Below are 11,864 nucleotides of genomic sequence, written 5' to 3' on the forward strand. Positions count from 1 at the left end.
CCGACCGGGGGTCGACAACGGGCGACAGCCAGTTGGACAGACTGAGCCCGCAGCGAACAGGCTGCCCACAGGGCGAGCGACGCGAGTCAATCCCCCCCTCACCGCCATATTCAAGATAAGAGCTCGTACGAAAGTACGGGCTTTTTTCTTTTATATTCTCCGCCCGTGCAGCATGAGGCCTTGTGTGGTGTAAGATCCTCACCCTCGCTCCAGGGGAGAGGGAAAGATTAATCTTCCACCATCCGCGCATACTCTTCGGTAAGAAAATCCACCAGTGCCCTGACAGACGGGAGTAACCCGCGTCTTGAAGGATACACAGCATGAATCACCTCACGTCGTGGCTCCCAGGCATCAAGTACGCGAATGAGGTCCCCTGACGCAAGCTGATCTTTCACCATCAATATCGGCAACTGCACCACGCCGATACCCGCTATAGCCGCTTCACGCAGCGCCAGCATATCGGTAGTGATCAGGCGAGGATGGTAATGGATTTCCGCCTTCGCCCCTTCGGGTCCGCTCAGTTCCCATTTATGGATGTGTTTACCCTCGTTCGTGCTTAATCCAGGCCAGGCACTGAGTTCAGAGGGCACCAACGGTTTACCCATCCGCTGTATCAACGCCGGTCCGGCGACCAGACAATGTCCCCGGTCAGCCAGTACCCTTAACACCAGATCGCTGTCATCGAACGGACGCGGGCGCACGCGAATCGCGACATCAATCCCCTCCCCCACCAGGTCTACCCGCCGGTTGGTTGCCTCAAGCTGCAGCGCGATCCCTGGATAGCGCGCCATAAATCTCGCCAGCATCGGGCCAACATGGACATGCAACAATGTTATCGGGCAGGTGATCCTGACAATACCGCGCGGCTCAGCCTGTAACGCGGCCACCGCCTCCTCAGCAGCTTCTGCTTCCACCATCATCGCTTTACAGTGCTGATAGAAGGTCTGGCCAACTTCTGTCACCGTAAACTGCCGCGTTGTGCGATGTATTAACCGCACGCCAAGCCGCTCTTCCAGCTGAGCTATCCGGCGGCTTAGCCGGGACTTCGGCAAATCGAGCGCACGCCCCGCTGCAGCAAAACCACCGTAGTCGACCACCTTCACAAACCAGACGAAGTCATTGAGATCCTGCATAAATCCTCATCGTTCTATTTTTAGAACAGTGAATGCCATTTTCACTATCTACCGGGATATTAACGCTAAATATAAGCTAATTACATCAACAACGCTTCAGGAGTTCATCATGAAAAACGTAACAGGCGTGTATACCGCTCCCCGTCAACACTGGGTTGGTGATGGTTTCCCGGTACGTTCAATGTTTTCTTACCAGACACACGGCGAGCCGCTCAGCCCGTTCTTGCTGCTGGACTACGCCGGGCCATACACCTTCCCGGCGGATGGGGCAAAGCGCGGCGTCGGCGAGCATCCGCACCGGGGTTTCGAAACGGTCACCCTCGTCTATTCCGGCGAAGTTGAACATCGCGATTCCACCGGCAGAGGCGGCGTAATAGGCCCCGGGGACGTGCAATGGATGACGGCGGGCGCTGGCATTTTGCACGAGGAGTTCCACTCCAGCGCGTTCGCGCAGAAAGGCGGTGAACTGAAAATGATGCAGCTGTGGGTCAACCTGCCTGCCAAAGACAAAATGGCGACGCCGGGCTACCAGAGCATCACTAAGACGGAAATCCCTGTGGTCACGCTGCCGGATAACAGCGGCTCGCTGCGGGTTATCGCAGGTCGCTACGAGGATGTTGCTGGCCCCGCGCACACCTTTTCGCCGCTAAACGTCTGGGACATCGCGCTCAATCAGGGTAGCCATCTCACGCTCAGTCAGCCGGAGGGATGGAGCACGGCGCTGGTTGTGATGGAAGGCACCATTACAGTGAACGGAACAGCCCAGGCAGGCGAGGCACAGCTGGTTGTATTAAGCCAGCAAGGCGACACACTCCATCTGGAAGCGAGCCTCGATGCCAAAGTCCTACTGATGGCCGGCGAACCGCTGAATGAACCCATCGTGGGCTATGGGCCGTTTGTGATGAACAGTAAAACCGAAATCGCGGAAGCCATTCGTGATTTCAACTCCGGCCGCTTCGGCCAGATCTGATGGTAATAAAGGAGAAGAAGATGTCTGCACCTGCAAATTTTAACAGCTCACGCCCGGTTATTGATGTAAACGATGCGGTGATGTTGCTTATCGATCACCAGAGCGGACTTTTCCAGACCGTGGGGGATATGCCAATGCCAGAGTTGCGCGCACGTGCTGCGGCGCTGGCAAAAATCGCTACCCTGGCGAAGATCCCGGTGATCACCACCGCTTCTGTTCCGCAGGGACCGAATGGCCCCCTTATCCCGGAGATCCACGCTAATGCGCCACATGCGCAATACGTTCCACGTAAAGGTGAGATCAACGCCTGGGATAACCCGGAGTTTGTGGCTGCGGTGAAAGCCACCGGGCGCAAAACGTTGATCATCGCCGGCACCATCACCAGCGTCTGCATGGCGTTTCCCTCTATTAGCGCAGTCGCGGAGGGTTATAAAGTGTTTGCGGTTATTGATGCCTCCGGCACCTACAGCAAAATGGCTCAGGAGATCACCCTGGCGCGCGTGGTCCAGGCCGGGGTGGTACCAATGGATACCGCGGCGGTTGCCTCTGAGATCCAGCGGACATGGAACCGGGAAGATGCAGCCGAGTGGGCTGAAGTGTATACCCATATCTTCCCTGCCTATCAGCTGCTGATCGAAAGCTATACCAGAGCACAAGAGGTGGTCAAAAACAGCGAAGTGCTCGATTCACAGCGTTAATCACCGGCTCCACGGTCAAAATGACGTGGAGCTGATTATTGCTTAACCGAACAAGCACTAAAGCAGAAAATCTGCTTGACCGTTTTAGCGCAACTCCCTATAGTAGCGCCCCGTTGCCCCCCAAGCGGTCAGGCAGCAAAACAATATGGTGAGGTGTCCGAGTGGCTGAAGGAGCACGCCTGGAAAGTGTGTATACGGCAACGTATCGGGGGTTCGAATCCCCCCCTCACCGCCATATTTAAGATGAGAGCTCATACGAAAGTACGGGCTTTTTTCTTTTATATTCCCCGGACAGGGGGGATGAGAATCCCTGACCGGGGTTCGACAACTGGCGACAGCCAGTTGGACAGACTGAGCGCGCAGCGAACAGGCTGCCCGCAGGGCGAGCGAAGCGAGTCAATCCCCCCTCACCGCCATATTTAAGATAAGAGCTCGTACGAAAGTACGGGCTTTTTTCTTTTATATCCTCCGGACAGGGGGGATGAGAATCCCCGACAGGGGGGATGAGAATCCCCGACAGGGGGTCGACAACGGGCGACAGCCAGTTGGACAGACTGAGCGCGCAGCGAACAGGCTGCCCGCAGGGCGAGCGAAGCGAGTCAATCCCCCCCTCACCGCCATATTTAAGATGAGAGCTCGTACGAAAGTACGGGCTTTTTTCTTTTATATTCCCCGGACAGGACGCCCGCACAAAAAACAAAGCCCGGTTTCCCGGGCCTTGAACACAACGGCTAACTCAATAGTACGCTTGCAGCGTGCGCTGGCAGAGCGCTGAACGCACGCAGTCTTCTTTCGTGAAGCGTACCACCCCAATCATCTCATCTTCCTCAAAACGTGACATGGCGTCGCTCAGTCCGGACTTCACGCCCGATGGCAGATCGCACTGGGTAATATCACCGTTGACGATGACCGTCACGTTTTCCCCGAGGCGCGTTAAAAACATCTTCATTTGCGCTGCGGTCACGTTCTGAGCCTCGTCAAGAATGACGACCGCATTTTCAAATGTACGTCCGCGCATATAAGCGAACGGCGCGATTTCCACCTTGCCAATCTCTGGTCGCAGACAGTACTGCATAAAGGATGCTCCCAGACGTTTCACCAGCACGTCATAGACGGGCCTGAAGTAAGGGGCAAACTTCTCTGAAATATCCCCGGGCAAGAAGCCAAGATCTTCATCAGCCTGCAGTACCGGACGGGTGACAATAATTCTCTCCACGTCTTTATGGATCAGCGCCTCTGCCGCTTTGGCTGCACTGATCCACGTTTTCCCGCATCCGGCTTCGCCGGTTGCAAAGATGAGCTGTTTACTCTCGATAGCATTCAGGTAGTGCGCCTGAGCCTCATTGCGCGCCACAATTGGAGAATTATCACGGCTGTCTCGGGCCATGCCAATTGCTTCTACGCCACTCATCTGCACAAGCGAGGTGACCGATTCTTCTTCACGCTGTTTATGACTACGTGAATCCCGTCTCAGCACACGTTTTGCTTCGCGACGAGCTTTGATCACTGCTTTTTGTCTTCCCATGGATAGCACCTTGAGTTGTTGGTATTCATCACACGTGCCAGTTTCAGCACGATTATGCGCACGAACATCAGAGGGTTGGCTTCCTTGTAAGCCATTGCTTGCTTTACCGGATGACGCAACAGAACGGCTACGCGCACCATTCTGCACGTCGGTCGAAAGAGATTCTTGAGTCGAGGGGGATAATTTTGTGGTGAGGAAATCGCTGCCGGAGTCTGAGCCTCCGCGCCGGGTGCTGCGGGTGTTGTGTTTACCATGTCCAGTACAGGACGCAACCATTCGCGATCTCCATAGTGATTCAGCATCACTGCCGGGAACTACCGCTGTCTTATCTTAAGTACATCAGGAGTTATCATAAATGCAACATTTATTTTACCTGAACGTAACTTTAAGACTGTCCCTACAGTGGAAATCAGTCTCATACAGGAATATTACAGAAATATAACAGCAGGACAGGCATATGAAAAAATAATGTCCCCGCGAATTATCGCAGGGACAATTATCAGGCTTCAATCAACCCTTGAGCGAGATAGGCGTTGCGATCGCGTGCGCCAGGCAGGGCAAAGAAATAACCGCCGCCGATGGGTTTAATGTACTCTTCCAGCGCTTCCCCGTTTAAGCGTTTCTGTACGGTCAGGAAGCCCTTCTCCAGGTCGTGCTGATAGCAGACAAACAGCAGCCCCATATCGAGCTGGCCGGCGTTGGTTACGCCAAGTGAATAGCTATATCCCCGACGCATCATCAGGCTGGATTGTGTCTCTTTGGTACGCGGATTGGCCAGGCGGATATGGCTGTCCAGTGCGATGACATCGCCATTCGGATCGCTGGCGTAGTCAGGCACATCATGCTCGTTCTTCATCCCGAGCGGAGCGCCACTCTGTTTATCGCGGCCAAAAATCGTCTGCTGCTCTTTGAGCGGCGTACGGTCCCAGAACTCCACGTGGAACTGAATAATCCGCACCGCCTGATAACTTCCCCCCACAGCCCATGCCGGCTCGCCCTGATCGGCCGTCACCCAGACCACCTCTTTCATGAGCGGGTCATTACGGCTGTCCGGGTTGGCCGTGCCGTCTTTAAAGCCCAGCAGGTTGACCGGCGTCTCTTTCCCTTTGCTGCGGGCGGCATGGTCAGAGATAAACCCTTCCCGCTTCCAGCGAACGCTCAGCAGGTCCGGCGTGTGCTTGATAATGTCGCGCAGCGCGTGGATCACCGTATCCTGGGTGTTGGCGCAAATCTGCAGGAGCAGATCGCCATGGCAGAGAGCAGCATCCAGAGAGTCATTCGGGAAACGCGTCATTTTCTGCAGCGCTTTTGGCTTCTGTTTTGCCAGCCCGTAGCGCGCATCAAACAGCGACTCACCGAGCGAAACGGTTATCGTCAGGTTATCCGGAGCGATAAATGCCCCGAGGATACCGGAGTCCATCGGCGGCAGACGCGGGTTAGGCGTGTCCGGCGCCGGACCACCGGCGGTGAGAAACGCGATGCGCGTCGTCAGCAGGCGGAACAAACGCTCAAGATCGGCTTTATCGCTTGCCAGCGAATCAAAAGCCACCAGCATCATGGAGGCCTGCTGTGGCGTCAAAATGCCCGACTGATGCTCGCCATAAAAAGGCTGCGTCTCCATGCGTGCATTGGGTGACAGCGTGCCGGGAGCACTTTGCGGTTTCGCCGCATGCGCCACCGGGCACCCTCCGGCCAGAGCAAGGGCGCCCCCCAGCGCCCCTACTCCTTTTAACAATCGACGACGTGAAGGTTCCACCACGTCGTGTTCATTCTGCTTGTTCATCGTGCTTAATCCAGACCCAGTACGCCACGCAGCAGGGAGAGATCTTCCGCCAGTGTAGTAATCGGGCCTTTCAGCGCGTTACGGTCGGCATCGGTCAGTTTATCGTAGGTTTCAAACCCGTCTTTGGTACGGTACTTCGCCAGAATGGTGTCGACTTTTTTGAAGTTGGCATCCACTTTCGCCAGCAGTTCGCTGTTATCTTTCTGCAGCTGAGGACGCAGCAGATCGACAATTTTCTGCGCGCCATCAACGTTGGCCTGGAAGTCCCACAGGTCGGTGTGGCTGTAACGGTCTTCTTCACCGCTGATTTTACTTGCCGCCACTTCTTCAATTAGACCCGCGGCACCACCCACCACTTTTGATGGCGGGAAGGCCAGCTCACTGATGCGTTTTTGCAGCTCAAGCACGTCACTGTTCAGCTGATCGGCATATTTATCCATCCCTTTGAGAGTGTTATCGCCAAACAGGGCTTTCTCCAGACGGTGGAAGCCGGTAAATTTCGGGTCGGCTGCTTTCTGCTCAAAATCATCTTCACGGGCATCAATGCTGCCATCCAGGTCAGAGAACAACTCGGCAATCGGTTCAATCCGCTCGTAATGCTGGCGGGTTGGCGCATACAGGGATTTCGCTTTCGCGATATCGCCCGCTTTCACCGCATCGGTGAAGGCTTTGGTACCGGTAGCCAGGTCCGCCGTCTCTTTGATGACATACGCTTTGTAAGCAGTAATCGCATCACCCAGGCTCAACAGAGCCGTGCCTTTTCCGGCGTCGGCCGTGGCATCGCCCTTCACGATAAGCTTGCCTTTAGGGTTCGTCAGCAGCCCGCAGGTCATCTCATATTCACCCGGCTGCAGGTTGGCGGTCATCTTCTGACTAAAGCCCGGCGCGATATTTTCACGCTCTTCCACCACCATGACGCCTTTCAGGATTTCCCACTCCAGCGCCTTCTGGCTGTGGTTCTGAATAATAAACTGGGTTTTGCCGCTGTTGACCGTGATGGTCATTGGCTCGCACTGCTTATCATTGACCGAAACCTTGACCTGCGGAACATCCGCCCCCCAGGCGGAAAATGCTGAAGCGAACAGCGCGGCAATGCCTGCGCATAACGCACTACGACGGAACTGAATTGCCATGACTCTTCCCTTTAAAAGTATGTTGTAACTAATGCAGTCAGATTACGGCGCAACGCGCGACGTCTGAGTGCCGGTGCGCGGCGGCATGGCAAACAGCACCAGCGCCGGAACCAAATAGATAAAGTACATCGCCACTTCGCTGACGCTCGGCGTTTCCTGGTAACCAAAAATACCTTCGAGCAAGGTACCGGTCAGGGAGTGCGTTGAGAGCACGTTACTGAGGTCGAACGCCACTTCCTGGAAGTGATTCCACAGGCCCGCTTCGTGGAAAGCGCGGATCGCTCCCGCCGCCAGCCCAGCGGCCACCAGCAGAATAAACAGGCTGGTCCATTTAAAGAACGCACCCAGGTTAAGACGAATGCCGCCCCAGTAGAGCAGGAATCCCAGCACCACCGCAGTGGCCAGACCCAGCATCGCACCCAGCGGTGGCCAGATCCCCACATCCTGCTGAAATGCCGCCAGCAGGAAGAAAACCGACTCCAGCCCTTCCCGCGCCACGGCGAAAAAGACCATCATGATCAGCGCCCAGCCGTGGTTATTGCCCTTTTGCAGGGCGTTATCCACCGCCTGCTCCAGCTGCACCTTCACGTTGCGGGACACTTTACGCATCCAGAACACCATCCAGGTGAGGATTACCACGGCAATGACGGCCACGATCCCTTCAAACAACTCTTGCTCTTTCTGGGGAAACTCACCGGTGGTTTCATTGATAAGAATGCCGAGGCCCAGACAGAGTGCTGCAGCGAGGAATACCCCAATCCACATGACACCAATCCAGCGTCCACGCTGGGTTCGCTTCAGATAACTGGCGATGAGGCTGACGATGAGGGCCGCTTCGAGACCTTCGCGTAACATAATGAGAAATGGAACAAACATGCCGACACCTTAAATGTTTATCGCGGTCAACTGATGCAAAGAAAGGTAAATTCTTGTGATAGTGATTATCATTACGCCAGCAAGAAAAACAAGCGAAATGTGTGTTGTTTTGATGACGAGTTGTAAACACCCAGCCTGGTAATAATTGCTGGCGTTATCGTTAAGTTTATAAGTTATAGCGAAAATGCCCATTTACGGTTAATCAGGGCTGTGGCTAAATATCTGCCTCAAAAACCAACTGAAAATTAACCATGTTTAACATTATCCATTTCCTGCTGGCGCTGGTGATTATTCTTGCGCTTGCCTGGCTGGTGAGTTTCGACCGCCGAAAAATTCGCATTCGTTTTGTTTTACAGCTGATTGTCATTGAAATAGCCCTGGCGTTCTTTTTCCTGCATGCCGAAAGCGGGCTGTTCATTATTAAATATGTCTCGGGATTCTTTGAGTCACTGCTGAAATTCGCGGCTGAAGGCACCAATTTCGTCTTTGGCGGGATGGGTGAAAAAGGACTGGCGTTCATTTTCCTCGGCGTACTCTGCCCGATTATTTTTATCTCCGCACTGATTGGTATTCTTCAGCACTGGCGAATTCTGCCGATTTTTATTCGGGTGATCGGGACACTGCTGTCAAAACTGAATGGCATGGGTAAGCTGGAATCGTTCAACGCGGTGAGCTCGCTGATCCTCGGACAGTCTGAAAACTTTATTGCCTACAAGGGTGTACTGGGCGACCTCTCCTCTCGTCGTCTCTTCACCATGGCGGCCACGGCCATGTCGACGGTATCCCTGTCGATTGTCGGTGCCTATATGACCATGCTCGACGCCAAATTTGTCGTTGCCGCGCTCATCCTGAACATGTTCAGCACCTTTATTATTCTCTCCATTATCAACCCGGCGCGCCCGGAAGCAGAGCCGGATATCAAGCTTGAAAAGCTGCACGAGTCCCAGAGCTTCTTCGAAATGCTTGGCGAGTATATTCTGGCCGGTTTTAAAGTGGCGATGATTATTCTGGCGATGCTGATTGGCTTTATTGCCCTTATTAGCGCCGTTAACGCCCTCTTCTCCAGCGTATTTGGTATGAGCTTCCAACAGATCCTGGGCTATGTATTTTACCCGCTGGCATGGCTGGTTGGTATTCCGCTGAGCGACGCGTTGAATGCCGGCAGTATTATGGCAACCAAGCTGGTCGCAAATGAATTTGTGGCAATGATTGAGCTGCAAAAAATTGCGCATCAGATGTCACCACGCGGACTGGGCATTTTGTCCGTTTTCCTGGTGTCGTTCGCTAACTTTGCCTCTATCGGCATTGTGGCCGGGGCGATCAAAGGCCTGAACGAGCAACAGGGGAACGTGGTATCACGTTTTGGCTTACGCCTGGTGTATGGCGCGACGCTGGTCAGTTTGCTGTCCGCCAGCTTTGCAGGACTGGTGCTGTAAGCGATAACGGCGGGTTCTCCCGCCGTTTTTCATTAAAACTGCACGCACACCGGCTGATCGACCCGCATCACCGACTCCTGCGCGAAGCGTGATTTATAAATACCGCGCAACGCTTCAATATTCTTCTCGCTCTGCGCATCTTTATCGTGGATCAGCATAAGCGCCTTACTCGGTTCACGCGCCACTTTCCCGTCGTTACCCAGCCACTGCCCGCGCGCATCAAAGACCGTCAGGCCATCGCGAAAACGCGGCGTCACGTCCTGGTCAACGAACTGCTGCCACTCGCCGGTGGTGATTTGCGCGCCTGCGGGACGGTTTAGCCCGAAATAGAGCGTGGTTTGCTGCATCTGGTTATCCGCTTTGCAGGTCTCCATCGCCGCGTGTTGCGACGGCACACTGCAGCCCGCCAGCATCAATAATGCCGCTGCCATTACCCCTGTTTTGATTGTCATGCTTCGCTATCCTCATTGTTATAAGCACAGCGATATCATCGTAAATTGCGGATTTTGGCAAGAAAAAAGCCGGGTAGCGCGCGCGCTTACCCGGCCTGTCTATCAGCGAAAAAAATTACTCAGCCTGCAGCTTTGACGGCGGTGCAGTGTGATAGTGTGCGTCTGCTTCAGCAAAACGTTTCTGCATTGAGGCAGAAGGCGCTTTACCCAGCAGGCTGAACACCACAATGCCGATACTGCCGAAGATGAAGCCCGGGATAATTTCGTACAGACCGAGCCAGGCGAACTGCTTCCAGACGATAACGGTAAGCGCACCGATAATCATCCCCGCCAGCGCGCCGTTGCGGGTCATGCGCGACCACAGCACCGAGAAGAGCACCACCGGACCAAACGCCGCACCAAAGCCCGCCCACGCGTAGCTCACCAGGCCCAGCACGCGGTTCTCAGGGTTTGCCGCCAGCGCAATGGCAATTAAGGCCACCACCAGCACCATGAAACGCCCCACCCATACCAGCTCTTTCTGGCTCGCATCTTTACGCAGGAACGCTTTGTAGAGGTCTTCGGTGATTGCACTTGAGCAGACCAGCAGCTGGCAGCTCAGGGTGGACATCACGGCCGCCAGGATCGCGGAGAGCAGAATACCGGCAATCCACGGGTTGAACAGAATGCCCGCCAGTTCGATGAACACACGCTCGGCATTCTGGTTTACTGCCCCTGCCTGCGCCGGGTTATTGTTGAAGTAAGCGATGCCGAAGAAGCCAACCGCACAGGCACCCGCCAGGCAGAGGATCATCCACGTCATACTGATACGACGGGCATGAACAATCGTGTGGTGAGAGTCAGCGGCCATGAAGCGCGCCAGAATGTGCGGCTGACCGAAGTAGCCCAGACCCCAGCCCATCAAAGAAACGATGGCGACAAAGTTCAGCCCTTTCAGCATGTCGACGTTTTCAATGCTCTTCTGCTTAATCACTTCCAGCGAATCAGCAAAGCCGCCGACGGTGAAGATGACAATGACTGGCGTCAGGATCAGAGCGAAGATCATCAGGCTCGCCTGCACGGTGTCAGTCCAGCTTACGGCCAGGAAACCGCCCACGAAGGTATAGAGAATGGTTGCCGCAGCACCGGCCCACAGCGCCGTTTCATAGCTCATGCCGAAGGTGCTTTCGAACAGGCGCGCACCGGCCACAATGCCAGAGGCACAATAGATGGTGAAGAACACGAGGATAACCAGCGCAGAGATAATGCGCAGCACGCGGCTGTTATCTTCAAAGCGTCCGGTGAAGTAATCCGGCAGGGTCAACGCATTGTTGTTGGCTTCGGTATGCACGCGCAGACGGCCTGCAACCAGCTTCCAGTTGATCCATGCCCCGACGGTCAGGCCAATGGCGATCCAGCTTTCAGATATACCGGAGATGAAAATCGCCCCCGGCAGCCCCATCAGCAGCCAGCCGCTCATGTCGGACGCGCCCGCAGAGAGTGCGGTGACCATCGGCCCTAAGCTACGCCCGCCCAGAATGTAGTCGTCAAAATTCTTTGTTGAACGCCATGCCAAAAACCCTATCAGGATCATGCCAAATATATAAACGAGAAATGTCACCAGCATCGGTGTGCTAATTGCCATTCAAATTCTCCAAAATGTCGAGCGACAACCGTCCGGGTTGCCTTGTTATGTCATCACCGGAACGTAGTGATGTGTGTATGTGTTTCTGTTGGCCGCGCGTATCCTGCCGTAAGCAGTGCTCGCACACAAACGATTTAACACTGCATTTACATCAAATTCATCCCTGGTTTTATACGTCTTTCGTATAGGTTGCACTCGCTCACGCTTTTACGGGTTGCACCTTTTAAAAGTGTT

The 11,864-nt window shown here is 54.6% G+C and carries 10 protein-coding genes, 1 tRNA gene and 1 other RNA gene; 5 read left to right on the top strand and 7 right to left on the bottom strand.

The window, feature by feature from the left end; translation table 11 throughout:
* Positions 1-227: 227 nt before the first annotated feature.
* Positions 228-1,133, bottom strand: a complete 906-nt coding sequence (locus BJ887_RS21645; RefSeq protein WP_014169514.1) for a LysR family transcriptional regulator — start codon at positions 1,131-1,133, stop codon at positions 228-230.
* Between the two features lie 109 nt (positions 1,134-1,242).
* On the opposite strand from BJ887_RS21645, the gene BJ887_RS21650 reads away from it, so the two are divergent.
* The 4 genes from BJ887_RS21650 (at position 1,243) to BJ887_RS21665 (ending at position 3,217) form a co-directional block, all read left to right on the top strand.
* Positions 1,243-2,103, top strand: a complete 861-nt coding sequence (locus BJ887_RS21650) for a pirin family protein (RefSeq protein ID WP_121340426.1) — start codon at positions 1,243-1,245, stop codon at positions 2,101-2,103.
* A 20-nt stretch (positions 2,104-2,123) separates the two neighbouring features.
* Complete coding sequence (locus BJ887_RS21655) at positions 2,124-2,801, top strand: isochorismatase family protein (RefSeq protein ID WP_121340427.1); 678 nt, start codon at positions 2,124-2,126, stop codon at positions 2,799-2,801.
* 147 nt (positions 2,802-2,948) lie between these two features.
* A tRNA-Ser gene (locus BJ887_RS21660) sits at positions 2,949-3,036 on the top strand.
* A 45-nt stretch (positions 3,037-3,081) separates the two neighbouring features.
* Positions 3,082-3,217, top strand: a non-coding RNA gene (locus tag BJ887_RS21665) — RtT sRNA.
* A 320-nt stretch (positions 3,218-3,537) separates the two neighbouring features.
* On the opposite strand, the gene phoH is transcribed toward BJ887_RS21665, so the two are convergent.
* The 4 genes from phoH to efeU all read right to left on the bottom strand — a co-directional run bounded on the left by phoH (position 3,538) and on the right by efeU (position 8,118).
* A complete protein-coding gene (gene phoH, locus BJ887_RS21670; protein WP_024908976.1) occupies positions 3,538-4,326 on the bottom strand; it encodes a phosphate starvation-inducible protein PhoH in 789 nt (262 codons plus the stop codon).
* A gap of 499 nt (positions 4,327-4,825) precedes the next feature.
* The gene (efeB, locus tag BJ887_RS21675; RefSeq protein WP_020884708.1) at positions 4,826-6,109 is read right to left on the bottom strand and encodes an iron uptake transporter deferrochelatase/peroxidase subunit; all 1,284 of its coding nucleotides are present in this window, start codon (positions 6,107-6,109) and stop codon (positions 4,826-4,828) included.
* A gap of 5 nt (positions 6,110-6,114) precedes the next feature.
* A complete protein-coding gene (gene efeO, locus BJ887_RS21680) occupies positions 6,115-7,242 on the bottom strand; it encodes an iron uptake system protein EfeO (RefSeq protein WP_063858501.1) in 1,128 nt (375 codons plus the stop codon).
* A 42-nt stretch (positions 7,243-7,284) separates the two neighbouring features.
* The gene (efeU, locus tag BJ887_RS21685; protein ID WP_020884710.1) at positions 7,285-8,118 is read right to left on the bottom strand and encodes an iron uptake transporter permease EfeU; all 834 of its coding nucleotides are present in this window, start codon (positions 8,116-8,118) and stop codon (positions 7,285-7,287) included.
* Between the two features lie 251 nt (positions 8,119-8,369).
* Here efeU and BJ887_RS21695 point away from each other — a divergent pair, with 251 nt between their 5' ends.
* On the top strand, positions 8,370-9,554 hold the full coding sequence (locus BJ887_RS21695; protein WP_014169507.1) for a NupC/NupG family nucleoside CNT transporter: 1,185 nt from the start codon (positions 8,370-8,372) through the stop codon (positions 9,552-9,554).
* Between the two features lie 32 nt (positions 9,555-9,586).
* On the opposite strand, the gene BJ887_RS21700 is transcribed toward BJ887_RS21695, so the two are convergent.
* Together BJ887_RS21700 and putP are read right to left on the bottom strand one after the other, a co-directional pair.
* Positions 9,587-10,006 (bottom strand): DUF3574 domain-containing protein, encoded by a 420-nt coding sequence (locus BJ887_RS21700; RefSeq protein WP_121340428.1) that lies wholly within the window; start codon positions 10,004-10,006, stop codon positions 9,587-9,589.
* A gap of 115 nt (positions 10,007-10,121) precedes the next feature.
* A complete protein-coding gene (gene putP, locus BJ887_RS21705) occupies positions 10,122-11,630 on the bottom strand; it encodes a sodium/proline symporter PutP (RefSeq protein WP_020884712.1) in 1,509 nt (502 codons plus the stop codon).
* Between the last annotated feature and the right edge of the window lie 234 nt (positions 11,631-11,864).

Source organism: Enterobacter sp. WPR_3_1 (assembly GCF_003635055.1).
GTDB classification, from domain to species: Bacteria; Pseudomonadota; Gammaproteobacteria; order Enterobacterales; family Enterobacteriaceae; genus Enterobacter; species Enterobacter ludwigii.